The organism is Acidimicrobiales bacterium (assembly GCA_035531755.1).
GTDB lineage: Bacteria > Actinomycetota > Acidimicrobiia > Acidimicrobiales > UBA8190 > DATKSK01.
Map to the genome: position 1 here is coordinate 32,771 of DATKSK010000036.1, position 19,035 is coordinate 51,805.

Here is a 19,035-nt window from a genome sequence, read left to right on the forward strand (position 1 = left end):
CGGGAGGCGGTGGAACCGAGGGCGCGTGGTGCGAGGGGCTCGACGCGCTGTTCCCCGGCTCGCCGTCACCCGAGCCGGGCGCACCGCTCGCCATGGCGCGAAGGTTAGCGACCGCCTGTCCGGGCGCGAAGACGACCCATGCGTGCATGGTCGGGTGCCTGGGCGCGTACCATGGAGCAATGAGCCCCTCCTTTCCCGACCGTCGGTCGGGGCGCGCCTCTCCTGGTGGGCCCGGCGGTCCCCTGCCTGGTGGAACGGGTGGTCAGTCGCCTACCGGGGGTGACCAAAGCTGGCGCTGGGTCTTCGCCCTCCTGATCCTGGCGGTCTTCGCCGTCGTGATCATCCCGCCGCTGCTGTCCAAGCCGGCGGTGAAGCAGATCCAGTACAAGCCCTACATGCAGGACTACGTCGCGGCGCACCTGGTCAAGTCGGCGACGGTCGACAACAACACCGGGATCATCACCGGCCAGCTCAAGAACGGCCAGCAGTACTCGGTGAACGGCCCGGACCCCGCGCTCGAGGCCGACGTCCAGACCATGAAGAAGGACATCGCCACCGTCAAGTTCAACACGCCCCAGCAGAGCGCTCTGGGTCAATGGCTCCCGACGATCCTGATCCTGGTGGCGTTCGTCGGCATCTTCTTCTGGATAAGCCGGCGCGCCCAGGGACAGATGAGCGGGATCATGTCCATCGGGCGGTCCCGGGCCAAGCTCTACACGACCGAGCGGCCCCGGACGACCTTCGCCGACGTGGCCGGCTACCAGGGCGTGAAGATCGAGATCAGTGAGGTCGTCGACTTCCTGAAGTCGCCCCACCGCTTCCGCGACATCGGCGCCAAGATCCCCAAGGGCATCCTGCTCGTGGGTCCACCGGGCACGGGCAAGACGCTCCTCGCGCGCGCCGTCGCCGGCGAGGCCGGTGTGCCCTTCCTGTCGGTCAGCGGCTCCGACTTCATGGAGATGTTCGTGGGGGTCGGCGCCAGCCGGGTGCGGGACCTGTTCCAGACGGCGCGCAAGCAGGCACCCGCCATCATCTTCGTGGACGAGATCGACTCGATCGGCCGCAAGCGCGGCGCCGGGCTCGGCGGCGGCCACGACGAGCGCGAGCAGACACTCAACCAGATGCTCTCCGAGATGGACGGGTTCGACCCGGCCGAGGGCGTGGTCATCATGGCGGCGACGAACCGCCCCGACATCCTCGACCCCGCCCTCCTCCGGCCCGGGCGCTTCGACCGCCAGGTGGTGGTGCCCCTCCCCGACCTCGAGGAGCGCCTGCCCATCCTGAAGGTGCACTGCAAGGACAAGCGCATCGGCCAGGACGTGGACCTCGGGCTCGTGGCCCGGGGGACGCCGGGGATGAGCGGCGCCGACCTCGCCAACCTGGTCAACGAGGCGGCGCTGCACGCCGTGCGGCGGGGAGCGCACCAGGTCGACATGCAGGACTTCGAGGCTGCCCGCGACCGGGTGCTGATGGGCCAGCGGCGCGAGAGCCTCGTGCTGTCCGAACCCGAGAAGGAGCGGGTGGCGTTCCACGAGGGCGGTCACGCCGTGCTCGCCTACGTGCTCGAGCACGCTGACCCCGTCCACAAGGTCACGATCCTGCCGACGGGCCTCGCACTCGGCGTGACCCAGCAGCTCCCCATCGAGGAGCGCCACATCTACCCCCGCGAGGTCATCGAGGACTCGCTGGCCGTGCGGATGGGTGGCCGGGCAGCGGAGCTGCTCGTCTACGGGGACCTGTCGACGGGCGCCAGCAACGACCTGGTGGGCAACACCGAGCTGGCGCGCAAGATGGTGCGCGAATGGGGCATGAGCGAGGAGCTCGGCCCCATGGCCTGGGGATCGCAGGGGATGGTCTTCCTCGGCGAGGACCTCATGCACTCGCGCGACTACTCGGAGGACACCGCCCGGGTGGTGGACGCGGAGATCGCCCGCATCCTCCGCCAGCAGGAGGAGCGGGCCATCGAGCTGCTGAGCCGCCACCGCGCCGGTCTCGATGCCGTGGCACGTTCGCTGCTCGAGCGCGAGACCCTCGACGGCAGCGAGGTCGGCAAGCTCGTGGACGCCGCCTACGGCCGTCCCGTCCACGAAGGGGACCCCGCCTTCTCCGCGCACTTCACCACGTCGAACGGTGCGGGCCTCAGCGCCGAGGACGCGCCGCTCGCCAACGGTGCCGAAGAGCCGGCCGCCGGCAACGGCACCGAGGACGCCGCCCACGCCTCGCCCGCCGGCGGCGCTGCGGTCAAACCCGTCGACTGACGGGCGTCGGCCGCCCAGGTCTCGGTTCAGGCCGGACCGAGCACCCTCCCCCTTGCCGTCTTACCGTGCAGGGCTCCCGTCCAGCGATGGCACGACGACCACCCCGGGCCCTGCCACCGGCAGCGCGTCGAGCTCGACGGCCACCGGCTGGTCTGCCGAGATCCCCAACGGGGACGTCCCGAACGGCGCCCCCGGGTTCGGCCCGATCACGAGGGGGGTCCCCGGCTTGACGTGCCTGGTGGTCTGACCCGCGACCGCCCGCCCGTTCGGGGTGGTCACCCTGAGAGCGGCGGCCCGCGGGCCGAGGTCCACCAGGGCGAGCGCCCACGGCCCTGTGCCCGGCGGCACGACGGCAGGAAGGATCCACCGGGTCTTCCCCCCGGCCACACCTGGGACGTCTCCGTCCTCGGGGACCGGTGCCGGCGAACCCTGAGGTGACGTGACCTGCCGGCAGACGACCACGCCACCACCCGCACTGGTGAAGACGGCCGAGTAGGCGACGTTCGTCGGGATGCGCGTCTGGTGCTCCGCCACCAGCGTCGCCACGGAGTTCGCCGCCACCCGCAGGGTGAGGGGCTCGGCCGCCGCGCCCTGCGGCAGCCCGATCGCCACGGAAACGACGATCGGGCGCGCCGAGGGATTGAGGACGTGGAACGCCACGGTGCCCCCCGTGAGATCGGTGTTCTGGGCGAACACCCACTGCCGTGCCGGCCGTGGGCTGCCCGCCATGAGCGAGATCCCCCCGCTGCCCGGCACGCCGAGCGACTCCAGCTCGGTGGCCACCACCGTGCCCGACAGCGCGTCGACCTCGGTGGCGAGGGCGGCGTCGTCGGGCGCGTGGTCGCCCACGTTCTCGGTGACGTAGGAGCCGGGCGGGATGTCGATCCCCTGGTACGCCGCCGGCGCGAGGTAGCCCGCCGTCGACGACAGGAGCGAGACGTCCACGGTGGCGTCCGTGGCGGTGGGATTGAACAGCGACAGCGTGAGGCCGCTGCCCTGCGCGGTGGCGCCGTGCGCGAAGTACCAGTCGGGGGCCGTCGACGACGCACACGGCGCCATGCTCCACCCGAGTGGGCTCGAGACGGCCTCCGACACACCCACCCCGCCGCCGTCGAACACGACGGCGGCGGCCACGAGCGTCGTGGTGCCGAGTTGGTCGGCACCCACGGCGACCTGTCCGTCGGCGGGGACGCTCACGGCGACGCTGCGCGCCTGTGCCCAGGGACCGGACGTGGGCGCGCCCGGCGCCAGGGCGGGCACCGCGGTCAGGGTGCCCGTCACGGTTCGGGTCGAGGCGTTGGTCAACACGATCGTCGCCGGCGCGCCGCCCTGCGCGCCCGTTCCACCGGCGCAGTACCAGGCCGTCGACTCCGTGCCGGTGCTGGGCGCCACCCGCGTGGCCGACAGCGCGCCGAACGACGGGGCCTTCGGCGGGGCGGGCCGCGTCACCAACCGGTCGACGACGCCCGCGCAGACGAGGGCGGCAGCGAGCACGCCGATGAGCGCCACCCGGCGCGACGGGCCGCTCACGACACCCTGCCCGGTGGCGAGCCGGTCGGCCCAGGGTCACCATGGACGCCCTCGTGCCTGTGGCCACCGGGGCGCGCTGGACGGTCCAGTCGACCTGGAGTGGCCGGTCGCCCTGGGGCATCCCCGGATCGGCGACCCATGACGGGCGCGGTCACGTGGCGGGGCCGGTGACCGTGGCCGACGGTCGGGTCGTCGCCGGGCCGGTGGTCTCCGGGCCGGTGGTCTCCGGGCCGGTGGTCTCCGGGCCGGTGTGAACGACGGCGCCGTCCCCGATCACCGTCGGCGGCACCTCGCCTGAGCGGGAGACGGCACCGGCTGTGCGCAGGCCTGTACTCGGAACCCCGACCCGGCGCCGGCGCCGGCGCCACCGCCACAGACCGAACCACCGGCGCCGACCGGCCAGCACGCCCGCGACGGCCACCCACGCCGCGGTCTCGAGGCCGACCTCGAGCCCGTGTGCCCACGACCCACCGAAGGCGACGGTCACCACGCCGGGCCGCGCCACCCGGAACGCCGCGGCGTAGCCGAACGCCGTGGTGGCGACCTGTACACGGCCGCCGGGGCCGACGAGGTGCCAGTCGCGCGCTGGCGCGACGGCGGCCAGGACAGTCCCCGCCGGCACGCGACCAGACACCCGGGTCGTGCCCGCCGGAGCGGGCAGGGCCGGCTTCCATCCGGACAGGCCGGGAGCGGGGCCGGCGACGACCGACGCCGCGGAGGACGGGGCCGTCGCCACGGTCCGCACCGCCCGCTCCGGCACGGCGGCGTCGTCCACGAAGACGTCGAACCCGCCCTGCGAGATCACCTGGCGCAGGTCCATCTGGGCGGAGAGGGCGGGAAGGAGGTCGGGCGGCGGCGGATGTGCGACGGGGGTCTGCAACCCGGGAATCGAGGGCGCCAAGGTGTCCACCACGACGACGTAGCGGACGGCGTAGGGCGCGAGGAGGCGGCCCAGGCGGACCGTCGCGTGGCGACGTGCCAGTTGCACGCCGCTCCCGATCGCCGTCGCCTTCCCGGGCGACGACCCGGCCCAGAGGGCGGTCGTGTCCGGCAGGCCGTTCTCGCTCAACGAGAAGGCGAGCCCCCGCGACAACTCCCACCCGTCACCGGGTAGGACCCGCGGGTCGGCCAGCCACAGCACCCGGAAGTCGCCCTGCGCGCGATGCGACGCCATCCACGACGTTGCCTGGCCGTAGCCGCTCGGCACCATGTCCCAGCGCCCGTTCAGGCTGCCGGCCAGGACGGGGAGCATCCCGACCGCGGCGGCCGCGGCCGCGATCACGGCGGCGCCCTGCCGCCAGCCGAAGCGGTAGCCAGGGAGGTCGCGCTGGAAGGCGGCGACCCCCAGGCCGACGGCCACGGCGAGGCCCACTCCGGCGGGCACGAGGAGCACCTGCGGGGGCAGCGCCACGGCCCCCAGCCATCCGCGGCCGGACATCCAGGCCACCGCCCACGCCACCACCGCGATCGACCACGCCCGGCCCGCCCAGGCAAGGCGCGAGCGGGCGCCGATGAGAAGCGGCAGGGCAGCCGCGACGAGGAAGGCCCAGGCCAGGGCGTTGTTCCCGATGGGCCCGACGGCCAGGTGCAGGAGCTGGCCCCAGCCGGCGGCGGTGGACGGGTCCAGCGCAAGGCCCGCCAGCGTCTGCCAGCGCCCCGGGCCCCCGAGGACGGCGATGGACCACGGGGCCAGGAGCACGATCGTCACGGCGGTCGACCCCACGGCGGCGGCCATGACGCGACCGGCGGCCCTGAGCCCGGCGCGGCCTCCGACCACGAGGTTGCCGAGGGCGAGGCCTGCCGCCACCACCAGGATGACGAGGGCGCTCGTCGGGGCCACCGACGTCACGAGCGCCTCGAGGAGCCCCAGCGCCAGGGCGCACCCCACGAGGGACCGACGCCACGGTGCGCCCGGTCGCCCCCTGCGGATCGAGGCCACCGCCACGGCCGCACGACGTGGCGCGGCGGCCCCCTCGGCCGTCGACGTGCGCCAGTCGGCAAGGGGACCATCATGAGGCTCGACGCGCGACGCCCGGGCCAGCAGGTGCACCACCCAGGGACAGGCGCTGTACATCACCAACGCGTCCCACCGCGCCGTCGCCAACGCATCGTAGGGAACCGGGATGGCGAGGTAGATCACGGTCGACGTCACGCGTGCCCACGCCGTGCCGAGGGGCCGCGTCAGCCGCGCCATCCCGATGGCACCGACGGGGATGCACCCGAGCACGATGATCTTCTGCAGCAGCCCGACGCCACCGAACAGCACCATCCCGGCCACACCGAGGATCCCCGTCGCCGGTGACGCGGGGTCGGTGGTGCCCACCCCGGTCGGCTGCCAACCGGCGAGGAAGCGGTGCACGAGCGTCGCCCACGACGGCATCGGGAGGAGCTGGCCGATGAACGGGAAGCCCGACCCGACGAGCTGGCGGGTGCCGAAGACCACGACCAGCGTCGCCGCCAGCCACACCAGTAGGCGTGTCGACGTCGCCGGACCCTCCCCCGCCTCCCCCGCCTCCCCCGCCGCCGCCCCGCCGGCGGGCACTGCCACCCCCCGGCCGGCGGCGGCGCGCGGCATGGAGGCCGCTCCTCCGGCGGACGCCACGAGGTCCTCCTCTGCGCCCCCGAGGTTCGCCGCCTGCAGGCCGTGGGTGACTGCTCGCCGCACATAGGCGTTCACGCGCGCACTGCCGTGGAGCTGCAGCCTGCGCACCGCGGTGTCGTCGAGACGGCGATGGGCGCGTACCACCGCCCGGGCTGAGCGCAGCGAGCGCCGGTGGGCCAGGTTCCAGCCCCATGCATGGGCCACGGCCGATGCACGGTCGCGATGGCGCGCCACCAACGCGATCACGGCTTCCGCGGCAGCGAGGAGCACGACCTGCGGCAGCACGCGCACCAGATGAAAGCGCCCGTACGCCTTCAACGCGGCGTGCAGCTCGTGCCGGCGCTGCAACGACTGGAGGGTCACGCGCTGCACGTGGCGGTGGCCGGCGCGTGCCGCGCCACGGCGTCGACGCGGCCCCGACGGCGAGGTGCCGGCCACGGGACCGGTCGGCGACTCCTCGTTGCCGCCACCGATGGCGGCAACGGCCGTGCCGGCGCTCGTTTCGCCGCCGGCGGTGCCCGTCGCGCCAGCGGTCGCGCCGCCGGCGGTGCCCGTCGCGCCAGCGGTCGCGCCGCCGGCTGTGCCCGTCGCGCCAGCGGTCGCGCCGCCGGCTGTGGCTTCCGTGACGACCTCGGCGGCGGGGGGGCTCGTGGTCTCGGGGCCGGCCCGCGACCCACCCCGCGGCGTGCCCGTCAGTACGTGCTCGGGGAGGCTCCGGCGACCGCTCGCCAGGAGCTCCAAATGGCGGACACGTGCCCCCGGGGCGACGACGACCCGGGCGCCGAAGATCTGGGCACGCCAGCACAGGTCGAGGTCCTCCCCCATGGCGAACACGTCGGGGTCGAACCCCTCGAGCTCGGCGAAGAGGTCGGCGCGGACCAGGGTGCACCCGCCGGGCGCGAGGAAGACGTCGCGCACGGCGTCGTGCTGCCCGTGGTCGATCTCGCCGGGCTCGACCCGGTCGACGACAGCACCGCCTTTGTCCACGGCCATGCCGACGTGCAGCAGCCTCGCCGGGTCGTCCCAGCTGACCAGCTTCGGCGCCACCACGCCGGCGTTGGAGCGGAAGGACTCCTCGACGAGGATATGGACGGCATCTGGGTCGGGGGCGACGTCGTCGTGGCAGAACAGCAGGAGCGACGCTCCCTCCACCATCGAGAGCACCTCGTTCGCCGTGGCCCCGAAGCCCCGGTTCTCGGGCAGCCGGCGGACGAAGGCCTCCGGCAGCACGGCGGCCACCCTCGGCGTGGGGTCGACGGCGCTCGCCGCGTCGAGCACCAGGACCGACAGCTCGGGGTAGTCCTGGGAGGCGAAGGCCCGAAGTGTCTCGTCGAACCACTCCCCGGGATCGCACGTGACGATCACGGCGACGACCGGCGGAGCAATCGTCTCCATCAGGGCCACGAGGCTACCCGTCACCGCTGTGGCGACCCCAAAAGCCGAGCCCACGCTCCCCGGGATCCCGGGCCACCGGGCCGCCTGAGCAGGGACGGAGCAAATTGTGCTTGCAACTGTTAGCGGTTGGCCGTACAATAGTTAGCAGAAGCCACCCCCCCGGCTTTCCCACAGGAAGGACACCGAGATGCCCGAGTTCAAGGACATCACCGACGAGATCACCAAGACCGCACGGGACGCCGCCTATGTCGTGGTCGGCCTGGGCGTGCTCGGGTTCCAGCGCGCGCAGGTTCGGCGCCAGGAGCTCCAGAAGCGCCTCGCCGAGCCCCGCACCCAGATCGAGGAGCGCCTCGGTGGCGTGCGTGGCGGGCTGACGAAGCGGGTCAAGGGCGTCGACGACGCCGTCGAGACGGTCATCGGCCGCATCGAGGCCTCGCTCGTTCCCATCGAGGAGCGGCTGCCCGTCCCCGCCCGCGAGTTGGTCACCAAGGCCCACACCCAGGCCCGTGAGGCCCGGCAGCAGCTGCGCAAGCTCCTGACGACGGCGGCCTGACACCGGCCTCACGTCGACACCGGCCTGACACCGACACCGGCCTGACACCGACACCGGCCTGACATCTGTCGAGCCTGTCGGGCGGCGCCGGACCGGCGACGCCCGGTGACGATCAGCACCCGTCCTGACCCCCCGGGACGGCCCGGCGGGCAGGGTCCCCAAGGACTCCCCCCGCCACCCGAACGCCCTGCCCCCGCAGGGCGTTCGGCGCGTCATGGGCCGGGCTCAGGCGGCGCGCTCACCCCATTGTGCGAGCACGTCGGCCAGCGTGGTGTCGAGGTCGATCTCCGGCGCCCACCCCGTGGTGGCGTGCAGCTTGGTGGGGTCCCCCCGCACGACCGGGACGTCCACGGGCCTCGCCAGCGACGGGTCGAGCTCGAGGCGCAGGTCGGTGCCGGCGAGAACCTGCAACCGCTCGGCCACCTCCTCGATGGCGACGTCGTGGCCCGTGCACACGTTGTAGACGTCCCCCGGAACGCCCTGCTCGGCCAACAGGCGATATGCACGCACGACGTCGCGGACGTCGGTGAGGTCGCGCCGGGCGGACAGGTTCCCGACGAGGATGCTCGAGGCGCCGGTGCGACGGGCGGCCATGATCCGCTCCGCCAGGGCCGGCACCACGAACCCCGACGACTGTCCCGGCCCGACGTGGTTGAAGGGGCGCACGCGCACGACCGGAAGCCCGTGGGCGAGGTGTGCCTGCACCCCGAGGTACTCGGCCGCCACCTTGGACGCCGCGTACGGTGTGACCGGGGCGAGCGGCGCGTCCTCGCTGACGGGGAGGCGCTCCTCGGGGACCGCGCCGTAGACCTCCGCCGAGCTGATCACCAGCACCCGCGGCGGGCGCGGACAGGCTCGCGCCGCCTCGAGCACATACAGCGTCCCGGTGGCGTTCACCTGCAGCACCTCCGCCGGATCGGTCCACGACCGCCCCACGTGGGTCAGTGCCGCCAGGTGGTACACGACGTCGGGCGCGGCATCGAACATCGCGGCGCGCACGGCCTGGCCGTCGGTGACGTCGACCTCGTGGTCGATGGCCACGACCTCGTCACCCTGCTCGGTGAGGTGCGTGGTCAACCACGTGCCCACGAAGCCCCTGCCCCCCGTCACCAGCGCACGCACGCGCCGAACCTTACCGGGGAGCGGCGCTCCCACCCGGTGGCGGCCCCGGTGGCGGCCTCGGTGGCGGCCCCGGTGGCGAGCCCGGGTGGCCACCCACCGCCCACCGGTACGCCGCCATGTGCCCGGCCGCGCACGCCGTCCAGGTGTGCCCGGCGGCGACGGCCAATCCGAGACGGCGGCGCTCCGCCACGGCGTCGTCGCCGCCTGCTACGGCGCGCAGGGCGTCGGCGAGCTGGCCCACCGACCCCGGTCGGACCTCGAAGGCGGCCCCCGCCGACAGCTCGGCCATCGTCGTCCCCGCCGTCGTGACCAGCGGTGTCCCGCACGCCAGGGCCTCGAGGGCCGGGAGGCCGAAACCCTCCTCCAGGGCCGGGTAGGCGGCGGCAACGGCTTGGCGCAGGAGCGCCGGCACGGCGTCATCGGGGACGTACCCCGTGCGCACGACGCGCCCCCCGGCGCGCGCCGCCGCCACCGCGCGCTCCACCGCCGCCGCGCCCCAGCCCGGCTGGCCCGCCAGGACGAGCGACAGCTCGGAGCTCGCGCCCGCCACCATGTCGAACGCGGCCACCAGGTCGGGCACCGCCTTGCGCGGCTCGAGCGTCCCGACGAACACCACGTAGGGCGGGTGGACGCCGAGCCCCTCGAGGATCCGCCCGTCGGCGTCAGCAGCGCCGGGGTCGGGGCGGAAGCGATCGTGGTCGACGCCGTGCGGCACGACGAAGACCCGGCCGGTGGGGCTGCACAGCGCCTCGAGCCGCTCGGCCGTCCGCGCACTGACGCAGACGATGGCGTCGGCCCGGCGGGCCGCCACCCGGATGGCGCGGCGGAAGACGACGACTTTGGACCGCTCGTGCCACTCCGGATGCTCGAAGAAGGTGAGGTCGTGGACGGTCACGACCCGGGGCAGGCGGGCACGCTCGGGCATCGTGTAGTGCGGGCCGTGGTGCACGGCGACATCCGCACGACGCAGCAGGCCGGGTAGCCGGGCCTGCTCCCACGCCAGGCGCAGCGGGCGCCGCTCCGGCGCGACGGCCTCGACGTGGGCACCGGCGCCGCCGGCGCCGGTCATGGCGCGCCAACGTGCCGCGTCGCCCCGCCGGCTCCACAGCGTCGGCGTCACGTCGTCGCGCGCCAGGAGCGCGGTGGCGAGGTCGATGGTGTAGCGCCCCGCACCGACCGGTCGGTCGGGGACGGCGCTCACGTCGAGCGACAGGCGCAGCGACGGCCCGCTCATGCGAGTGACGCCCACACGGCCACATGCGCGCCGGCTGCGGCGCTCCAGGTGAGGCGCGCCGCGTGGGCGCGGCCGGCGGCGGCATGGCGGGCCCTCAGCGCGTCGTCGGTCGCCAGGCGCACGATCGCCCCGGCGATCTCGTCGACCCGCGCCGGATCGACCTCGAGCGCGGCGTCCCCCGTGCTCGGCAGCGGGCTCGCCACCACGGGTGTGCCGGCGCGCATCGCCTCGAGCGGCGGGAGCCCGAACCCCTCCTGGAGCGGGACGTAGGCGAGCAGTCGCGCCCGTTCGTACAACGATGCCAGGGTGCCATCACCGACCGGTCCGGCGAACACGATGCCGTCCCGTGACGGGGTCCGCGCTCCCCATCCCGTCGGCCCGACGACCACCAGCGGCCACGGCCCGGGCAGCGCGCCGCGGGCGTCCGCGTACGCGTCGAACAGGCGCGTCAGGTTCTTGCGCGGCTCGAGCGTCCCCACCGACAGGAGGAACTCGCCGCCCACCCCGAGGCGCTCGAGCAGCGCCCCGGCGGCGGCGTGGTCGGGCGCGGGGAGGTGGTCCGAGCCGTGCGGCACCACTGTCACCGCCCCCGACGGCGCGCCGGCAGACACCAGATCGCCGGCGACGGCGGCGGAGGGCACCACGAAGTGCGAGGCGCGGCGCAGGGCGCGCCCGAGGGCCTTGTCGTGCCACCGCCGGCCGCGACGGGGGTAGGCGTCGGGGACGGCGCGCCACGCCAGGTCGTGGACCGTCACGACCTCGGCGCTCTTCCCGGTCGGCGGCACCGCCAGGGACAGGGCGTGCACCACCGCGAACCGGCCCGGTGTGCGCAGGAGCCCGCGGTCCCAGGCGCGGGTGAGCAGCGGGCCCGGGAGCGCCGACGCCATCACCGGCAGGCCGAACGCCGCCAGCGGGTCGGGAGTAGCGGGCGGGCGGCTGGCGAGCAGCGTGACCGGGGGCAGGGCGCCGTCACCGCCGGCGAGCGTCGCCAACCCCTGCAGGAGCCCGCGGGCGTAGGTGCCGATGCCCCCGGGGACCGCCCGCCGCAGCTGCTCCACGACGAGGAGCACCCCGCCGTCGCCGGTGTCGCGCGCCGCGCTCACCGGGCCCGCCCCCGCGCTCGTTCCCCCGGCCGCGCCCGCCACGGCCCGCGCCTACCGGGCACGGGACGCGTCGGCGTACAGCTCGGCCAGGCCGGCCGCGCACGCCTCCCAGCTGAACAGGCCTGCCCGCTGCCTCCCTCGCGCCACGAGGCCGGCGCGCCGTCCCTCGTCGTCGAGCACCCTCGCCAGCGCGCCGGCGAGCGCGTCCACGTCGCGCGGCGCCACCAGCAGGGCGGCGTCGCCGACGACCTCGGGAACGGCGCCCGCCGCCGTCGCCACCACGGGCACGCCCGCGGCCATCGCCTCGAGGGGCGGGAACCCGAAGCCCTCGTACACCGACGCGAAGGCCAGCACCACCGCGCCCGCCACCCACCGGCCCAGTGCCTCGTCGGAGACGTAGCCGAGCTGGAGCACGCGGTCGGCCACGGGCGACGCGTGGACGGCCTCGTGGAAGGCGTCGGCCCCCCACCCGTCGGCGCCCGCGACCACCAGGGCCACGTCCGGACGGCCCGCGGCCACCGCCGCGAAGGCGCGCACCAGGCCCGGGTAGTCCTTGCGCGGCTCGACGGTCCCCACCGCCAGCACGTACCGCGTGACGCCGGGCGGCAGGTGTGGCGCCGCACCTCTGTGGGGCCCGGCGCCGCCCGCGCCCTGGCGTCCGGGCTCGGCCGCGGCCTCGGGCGCCCCTTCGAACACGTGGGGTCGCGGGATGCCGTGGTGCACGGCCCGCACCTTCGCCGGGTCGGCGGCGAACTCGGCGACGACCTCGTCGGCGACGAAGCGCGAGGGCGTGTGCACCCACGCGCCCTCGGCGATGGCTCGCCGCACCAGGCGGGGGAAACCGAGGGTGGAACGGTCACACAGCTCGGGGAAACGCAGCGTCGTGAGGTCGTGGACCGTGACGACGCGGGCCGCCCACCGGCAGGGCGGGACCACGAAGTTCGTGCCGTGGACCACGTCCTCGGGCCCCACGAACCACTCCACGCCCGGCCGGCCGACGCGCGCCCAGGCCAGGTGGAGCGGTCGGGCGGGCATGGCCCGCTGGTGGACGCGCACCCCGGGGGGGACGGCGGGCGGCAGCCGACGACGGCGGCGCCAGGTGACGGCGAAGGCGCTCACGTCGAGGTCGGACCGGGTGGCGAGCGCCCCCAGCGCCCCCTCGCAGAAGCGGCCGACGCCGGTGCGCGTGCCCAGCAACGGTGTGGCGTCGACCGCCACCCGCAGGCGCCCGGTCTCAGGTCGCGCGCTTCCCGCCACCGAGCGAGCCTTGCACACGGGCGACGGAGCCCGGCGCACGGACCATTAGCCTTGCGCCGTGATCACGGCCCTCGCCGGAGGAGTTGGCGCCGCCCGCCTGCTGCGTGGCCTGGTCCGGGTGGTGCCGCCGGGCGACGTCACGGCCGTGGTCAACACCGGGGACGACACCGTGCTCCACGGCCTGCACATCAGCCCCGACCTCGACACCGTGACCTACACCCTGGCGGGGCTCAACGACGACGAGCGCGGCTGGGGCCTCGCCGGCGAGACGTGGACCGTCATGGAGCGCCTCGGGCAGCTCGGCGGGCAGGCGTGGTTCCGCCTCGGCGACCGCGACCTCGCCACCCACCTCTACCGCACCCAGCGCCTGTCCGAGGGCGCACCGCTGTCGCAGGTCACCGCCGAGCTCACCGCCGCGCTCGGCGTCGGGGCGCGGCTGGTCCCGATGTCCGACGACCCTGTCCGGACCATGCTGACGCTGGTGGGCGGGCCCGAGATCTCCTTCCAGGAGTACTTCGTGCGCCACCGGCATGCCGTGGCGGTCGAGGCCGTCCGCTTCGCGGGCGCCGAGGCCGCAGCCCCCGCACCCGGGGTCCTGGAGGCCATCGCCCGGGCCGACCGGGTGGTCGTGTGCCCGTCGAACCCCGTCGTCTCCATCGGGCCCCTGCTGGCGGTGCCCGGCATCGCCGACGCGCTGGCGGCACGCCGCGACGACGTCGTGGCGGTCTCCCCCATCGTCGCCGGCGCCGCGCTGAAGGGCCCGGCCGACCGGCTGCTCACCGAGCTCGGCCACGAGTCGACGGTCGTCGGCGTCGCCCGCATGTACACCCCGCTCGTGGGCACGCTCGTGGTGGACGAGGCCGACGCCGCGCTGGTGGGCGACGTCGAGGCGTGCGGGCTCAGGTGCGTCGTCGCCCCCACGATCATGCGCACACCGGCGCTGGCCGAGGCGCTGGCCGGGCTCTGCGCCGTCGGCGCGTCCCGGTGACCGGTGCCGCCGGTGACGGGTGCCGGTGCCGACGGTGATCCGGTGCCGCCGGTGACGCCGGTGCCGCCGGTGCCCTCCGGGACCCAGGTGCCACCGGGCGCGCTGCTCGTGCTGCCCGTCACCGGCATGGGAGAGGTCCGTCAGGGAGACGACATCGCCACCATGATCGCGGCACGCGTCGAGCTCGCCGACAGCGACGTCGTGGTGGTCACCCAGAAGATCGTGTCCAAGTCCGAGGGGCGCCTCGTGCCCGTCGACCCTGATGACCCCGACGACCGACTGCGGGTGATCGAGGCGGAGTCGGTCCGCGTGCTGCGGCGCCGCGGCGACCTGGTGATCTCCGAGACGCGCCACGGGTTCGTGTGCGCCAACGCCGGCGTCGACCTCTCCAACGTCGAGCGAGGGTTCGCGGCGCTGCTGCCCGAGGACTCCGACCGCTCCGCCCGGCGCATCCGCGACGGCCTCCGGGCGGCCACGGGACGGCAGGTGGCGGTGGTGGTGTCGGACACCTTCGGCCGCCCCTGGCGCAAGGGCGTGGTGGATGTGGCCATCGGCTGCGCGGGCCTGGCGGCGGTGGTGGACCTCCGGGGGACGGCCGACGCCACCGGCCGGAGTCTCGTGGCGACCGAGGTATGCGTGGCCGACGAGGTGGCGTCGGCCGCCGAGCTCGTCATGGGCAAGGCCGCCTCGATCCCCGTCGCCGTCGTGCGCGGCGTGGAGGCCGCCTGGCTGCGGCGCGGGTCGGTGGCCGAGGAGGTCCTGCGCCCGCCCGCCGAGGACTTGTTCCGCTGACCCCGTGTTGCGCTGACCCGTGTTGGGCTGACCCCGTGTTGCGCTGAGCATGCCCGGCCCCGCCGAGTCCGACGGCCGGGCACCCTGACCGGGTCGGTGATCAGGTGGCCGGGCGTCGCCGCGTGTGGTCGAGGACGGCGCCGACGCCGTCGCCCAGCGTGGTCCACGCCTGCCACCCCAGGTGGATGCCGGCGCGTTCGGGGTCCAGGACGTTGCGCCGCAGCTCTCCGGGGCGCGCCGGCGCGTGCGCCGGGGCCACGGTGGCGCCGGCGCGCTCTCCCATGACGCGCGCCAGGTCGCTCACCGACACCTCCAGGCCCGTGCCGATGTTGAGGACGAGCCCGCCGCCGCGAGTGGCGGCCCGGACGAAGGCGTCCACCACGTCGTCGACGTAGACGAAGTCACGCGTCTGCTCCCCGTCGCCGAAGATCGTCACGGGCTCCCCGCGCAGCAGGCGGTCGGCGAAGATCGCCACCACGCCCGCCTCGCCGTGCGGGTCCTGGCGCGGGCCGTAGACGTTGGCGAGGGCGAGGGCGCAGAACTCCAGGGCGTGCAGCTCCCGGTATGCCACGAGATAGTCGATCGCCGCCATCTTCGACACCCCGTACGGCGAGAGCGGCCGGTGGGGGTGCGACTCCTTCAACGGGAGCTCGGCCGGGTCCGATTCGCCGTAGAGCGTCCCGCCGCTGGCGGCGAAGACCACACGGGCGGTGCCCGCGGCACGCGCTCCCTCGAGCACGCGCAGCGTGCCCAGGATGTTGACATCGGCGTCGAACACGGGGCGTTCGACCGACACCCGCACGTCGGCCTGCGCGGCGAGATGGAACACCACTTCGGGGCGGCGGCGGCCGATCACCTCGACGAGCTCGTCCGACCGTACGTCGAGCTGGTGGAAAGCGAGGGCGTGCGAGGACGAGGCGCGAGCGTCGGCCAGGTTGGCGAGCGACCCGCTCGACAGGTCGTCGACGACGGCGACGCTGTGGCCCTCGGCCAGGAGGCGGTCCACGAGGTTCGACCCGATGAACCCCGCGCCGCCGGTGACCATCACCTGCATCAGCGCGCTCCGATCGCCGTGGGCGCCGTGGGCGCCGTGGGCGCCGTGGGCGCCGTGGGCGCCGTGGTCGCCGTGGGCGCCGTGGGCGCCGTGGGCGCCGTGGTCGCCGTGGTCGCCGTGGTCGAGTTGACCACCGTGGTCGAGTTGACCACCGTGGTCGAGTTGGCCGCGGTCGGCGCCGCCCACGTCCGGGTCCCGGTCACCTGGGCCCCGGTCACCTGTGTCCCGGTCACCGGCGCCCGGCTCACGAGGCCATCTCCGCGGGAACCCGGGCGTCGTCGAGCTGCGTCCCTGCGGCCACCATCATCCCGTCGCCGATCACCGTCACCGGCGTGAGCTCGCAGTCCCTGCCCACGGCGCAGTGCCGGCCCAGGATCGACCCGGTCACGCGGGCCCCGGCCTCCACCCTGGCCCCGGGGAGGAGCACCGAGCCCTCCACGTGCGCACCGGCCTCCACCACGCTGCCCGCGCCGATCACACTGCCGTCCACGGTGGCGCCGGCCTGCACGGTGGCGCCGTCGCCGACCAGGCTGGGCCCGCGCACCTCACCGGCCACCTCCGGGTCATCGAGCACCCACACCCCTGCGGTGACCTCGCGGGCTCCGGGGGCGGGCACGCCGGGCCGCGTGCCGTCGAGCAGGTCGGCGTTCGCCTGCAGGTAGGCCACCGGGGTGCCGGTGTCGAGCCAGTACGCCTCGCTCGCCAGCGCGTACACGGCACCCTCCGACGCCAGTGCCGGGAACGTCTCGCGTTCGACCGACACCCGCCGTCCGGCCGGGATGCGCTCGATGACCTCGGGCTCGAGCACGTAGGTGCCGGCGTTGATCAGGTTGGTGGGGGCGGTGCCGGGGTCGGGCTTCTCGACGAACTCGAGCACCCGGCCGTCCTCGTCGGTCGGGACCACACCGAAGCGCGAAGGGTCGGGCACCGCGGTCAGTTGGATCGTGGCGGCCGCGCCGTGCGAGCGGTGAAAGGCGACCAGCGCGGACGTGTCGACGTCGGTCAGCACGTCGCCGTTCACCACGATGAACGTCTCGTCGATGCCGGCGTGACGGGCCGCGAAGGCGACGGCCCCGGCGGTGTCGAGCGGTTCGGGCTCGACGGCGTAGACCAGATGCACGCCCGCCGCCTCGCCGTTCGGGTAGGCGGCGAGAAAGGCGTCGGGCTGGTACCCGAGCGACAGCACAGCCTCGTCGACCCCGTGGCGGGCCAGGTGGGCGAGGACGCGCTCGAGCATCGGGACCTCGGCGACGGGGAGCAGCTGTTTGGGAGTCGTGTAGGTGAGCGGCCGGAGCCTGGTCCCCTCGCCACCCAGCAGGACGACGGCCTTCACTTCCCGCGCGTGGTGGTGGGTGAGGCCGCCGGCTTGGTCGTGGTCGTGGCGTGCGCCGAGGTGGTGGTCGTGGCGGCCGAGGTCGGCGGCGCCGTCGTGGCCACGGTGGTGGTCGTCGCCCCGGCGACGGTCGTGGGCGAGAGCGTCGGCAGTGTGGTGGACGTCGCCCCCGCCGACCCGGCCCGGTCGTTGAGCATGGCCACGATCGACGACGGCTTGGGGATCGAGGAGCCCTGCGGGACGAAGGCGACCGTGATGAGCTGCCCGTCGGCCAGCTTCACGGCGGCGGGGTCGTGGAAGACCACCGGGTGGTTCGACCCCGGCGGGGTGAAGTACGGCCACACCTTGATCTGCAGCGACGCCTTCTGGCCGGCGTCCTTCGTCCCCGCCGCGCACGCCTGCCCGTTCTTGTACGCGGTGCCGCCGGGGAGCTTGAGGGTGGTCGCCGTCAGCGTGAGCTTGGGGTAGTGGGCCACGAAGCGGGCCAGGGTGGCGTTGTTCCCGGCGTCCGAGGCGGCGGTGGGCGATACCTGGATCACCCCGTCACCGTTGGTGCGGATGCCCGGGACCGGCGGGGTCGAGGCATTCGGGTTGGCGGGGAGGTTCACCGGCGTCGGCGGCGACCCGCACACGTCGAAGGACAGCGCCTGGTACCAGTGGGCCCCGATGGCGGGCTGCACCGCCGGGGCCGGGTGCTGGCGCTCGTAGCGGCTGTAGACGATCAGCGCCACGCCCAGCACGCAGATGAGGACGAGGCTGGCATACCACTTCACGGGCATCTGCCCGCGGTAGGTCCGGCCTCCGCCCGTGGCGCCTGCGCGCGCCACCCATTTGCCCGTATCACCCCTGGCCATGATCGGCCCGCAACCCTACTCGGCCGGGCGCGGGGCACCGCGCCGCGCCGCCAGGGCCTGCCGGGCACAGGCCACTGCCAGCCGGACCGCCAGGAGCACGGCCATGGCGGGCAGGGTGGCGCGCCGCCACCCCTTCGTGGTCCGCGAGGCGAACCGCAAGACGGAGCGGTGGTGGGCGAGGAGCATCCGGTAGGGGCGGCGGGCGGTGGAGATCCCCTGCAGGTGCGTCACGACAGCGTCGGGCACGTAGGCCACGCCCCACCCGGCCTGCCGGGCCCGCCAGCACAGGTCGGCGTCCTCCGCGTACATGAAGTACGCCTCGTCGAAGCCCCCGAGCTCGTCGAGGGCTCGCCGACGGGCCAGGAAGCACGCGCCCGACACCCAGTCGACCTCGGTGGGGGCGTCGGGGTCGAGGTCCGCCATCCGGTAGCGGCGCGAGAAGCGGTTGGTGGGCGCCACCCCGGCGAGCAGGGCGTGCCCGACGGCGTCGACGAGCGACGGGAAGCGGCGCGCCGAGGGATAGCGCGAGCCGTCGGCCTCCAAGATGCGCGGCCCGACGACCGCGAGGGTCGGGTCCGCGGCCAGGACGCGGGCGAGCGCGACGAGCGCGCCGGGGTGCACCGCCACGTCGGGGTTCGACACGAGCACGAGCTCCGCCGTCGCCGTGGCGATGCCGCGGTTGGCGCCCGCTCCGTAACCCAGGTTGGCCCCCGTGCGGACCACGCGCACCTCGTCGTCGACCGACTCGAGCGCGGCCGGCGACCCGTCGGTCGAGGCGTTGTCGACCACGGTCACCTCGGCGACGCCCTCGGCGCGCAGCGAAGCCACGCACTCGAGCAGGGCGCGGCCGGCGTCGTGGTTGACGACCACCGCCGACACGCCGGGAGGGGCCGTCGCCTCGCCGTCGGACCCCACGTCGTGCCCGGCGCCGGGCACCGAGGGGGTCTGCGACCGCGTCAT

At 74.9% G+C, this 19,035-nt stretch carries 14 protein-coding genes; 4 read left to right on the top strand and 10 right to left on the bottom strand.

What is annotated here, in order from left to right:
- The first annotated feature begins 179 nt into the window (after positions 1-179).
- Positions 180-2,258 (top strand): ATP-dependent zinc metalloprotease FtsH, encoded by a 2,079-nt coding sequence (gene ftsH, locus VMV22_07700; protein ID HUY22211.1) that lies wholly within the window; start codon positions 180-182, stop codon positions 2,256-2,258.
- 60 nt (positions 2,259-2,318) lie between these two features.
- On the opposite strand, the gene VMV22_07705 is transcribed toward ftsH, so the two are convergent.
- Together VMV22_07705 and VMV22_07710 are read right to left on the bottom strand one after the other, a co-directional pair.
- On the bottom strand, positions 2,319-3,788 hold the full coding sequence (locus VMV22_07705) for a DUF5719 family protein (protein ID HUY22212.1): 1,470 nt from the start codon (positions 3,786-3,788) through the stop codon (positions 2,319-2,321).
- A 151-nt stretch (positions 3,789-3,939) separates the two neighbouring features.
- On the bottom strand, positions 3,940-7,785 hold the full coding sequence (locus tag VMV22_07710) for a glycosyltransferase family 2 protein (GenBank protein ID HUY22213.1): 3,846 nt from the start codon (positions 7,783-7,785) through the stop codon (positions 3,940-3,942).
- Between the two features lie 187 nt (positions 7,786-7,972).
- On the opposite strand from VMV22_07710, the gene VMV22_07715 reads away from it, so the two are divergent.
- Positions 7,973-8,338 carry a hypothetical protein gene (locus VMV22_07715; protein ID HUY22214.1) on the top strand — a complete coding sequence of 122 codons (366 nt, stop codon included), beginning with the start codon at positions 7,973-7,975 and terminating at the stop codon, positions 8,336-8,338.
- 225 nt (positions 8,339-8,563) lie between these two features.
- Here the strand turns inward: VMV22_07715 and VMV22_07720 are convergent, their stop codons facing one another.
- From VMV22_07720 to VMV22_07735, 4 genes are read right to left on the bottom strand one after another with little or no spacing between them, the layout of a single operon-like run.
- Positions 8,564-9,460: a GDP-mannose 4,6-dehydratase gene (locus tag VMV22_07720; protein ID HUY22215.1), complete on the bottom strand. Its 897-nt coding sequence runs from the start codon at positions 9,458-9,460 to the stop codon at positions 8,564-8,566.
- A gap of 10 nt (positions 9,461-9,470) precedes the next feature.
- Entirely contained in the window at positions 9,471-10,694 is a 1,224-nt protein-coding gene (locus VMV22_07725) for a glycosyltransferase family 1 protein (protein ID HUY22216.1), read from the bottom strand.
- Entirely contained in the window at positions 10,691-11,839 is a 1,149-nt protein-coding gene (locus VMV22_07730) for a glycosyltransferase family 1 protein (protein ID HUY22217.1), read from the bottom strand. Before VMV22_07730 ends, VMV22_07725 begins: the two co-directional genes overlap by 4 nt.
- Before the next feature lie 9 nt (positions 11,840-11,848).
- A complete protein-coding gene (locus VMV22_07735; GenBank protein ID HUY22218.1) occupies positions 11,849-13,054 on the bottom strand; it encodes a glycosyltransferase family 1 protein in 1,206 nt (401 codons plus the stop codon).
- A 58-nt stretch (positions 13,055-13,112) separates the two neighbouring features.
- Here VMV22_07735 and cofD point away from each other — a divergent pair, with 58 nt between their 5' ends.
- A complete protein-coding gene (gene cofD / locus VMV22_07740) occupies positions 13,113-14,042 on the top strand; it encodes a 2-phospho-L-lactate transferase (GenBank protein HUY22219.1) in 930 nt (309 codons plus the stop codon).
- Positions 14,043-14,084: 42 nt separating this feature from the next.
- Entirely contained in the window at positions 14,085-14,834 is a 750-nt protein-coding gene (gene cofE, locus VMV22_07745; GenBank protein HUY22220.1) for a coenzyme F420-0:L-glutamate ligase, read from the top strand.
- A 100-nt stretch (positions 14,835-14,934) separates the two neighbouring features.
- Here cofE and VMV22_07750 read toward each other — a convergent pair whose 3' ends face one another.
- The 4 genes from VMV22_07750 to VMV22_07765 all read right to left on the bottom strand — a co-directional run bounded on the left by VMV22_07750 (position 14,935) and on the right by VMV22_07765 (position 19,035).
- Positions 14,935-16,074: an NAD-dependent epimerase/dehydratase family protein gene (locus VMV22_07750; protein ID HUY22221.1), complete on the bottom strand. Its 1,140-nt coding sequence runs from the start codon at positions 16,072-16,074 to the stop codon at positions 14,935-14,937.
- Positions 16,075-16,132: 58 nt separating this feature from the next.
- Positions 16,133-17,221, bottom strand: coding sequence for an NDP-sugar synthase (locus VMV22_07755; protein HUY22222.1), 1,089 nt, complete (start codon positions 17,219-17,221; stop codon positions 16,133-16,135).
- Complete coding sequence (locus VMV22_07760) at positions 17,218-18,000, bottom strand: hypothetical protein (protein HUY22223.1); 783 nt, start codon at positions 17,998-18,000, stop codon at positions 17,218-17,220. The genes VMV22_07755 and VMV22_07760 overlap by 4 nt, the downstream gene beginning before the upstream one ends.
- A 90-nt stretch (positions 18,001-18,090) precedes the next feature.
- Complete coding sequence (locus VMV22_07765; protein HUY22224.1) at positions 18,091-19,035, bottom strand: glycosyltransferase family 2 protein; 945 nt, start codon at positions 19,033-19,035, stop codon at positions 18,091-18,093.

Bases quoted from the DNA above. Each gene is read 5' to 3' on its own strand.
- ftsH (HUY22211.1), top strand. From the start codon at position 180: ATGAGCCCCTCCTTTCCCGACCGTCGGTCGGGGCGCGCCTCTCCTGGT.
- VMV22_07710 (HUY22213.1), bottom strand. From the start codon at position 7,785: ATGGAGACGATTGCTCCGCCGGTCGTCGCCGTGATCGTCACGTGCGAT.
- VMV22_07715 (HUY22214.1), top strand. From the start codon at position 7,973: ATGCCCGAGTTCAAGGACATCACCGACGAGATCACCAAGACCGCACGG.
- VMV22_07725 (HUY22216.1), bottom strand. From the start codon at position 10,694: ATGAGCGGGCCGTCGCTGCGCCTGTCGCTCGACGTGAGCGCCGTCCCC.
- VMV22_07760 (HUY22223.1), bottom strand. From the start codon at position 18,000: ATGCCCGTGAAGTGGTATGCCAGCCTCGTCCTCATCTGCGTGCTGGGC.
- VMV22_07765 (HUY22224.1), bottom strand. From the start codon at position 19,035: ATGACGCGGTCGCAGACCCCCTCGGTGCCCGGCGCCGGGCACGACGTG.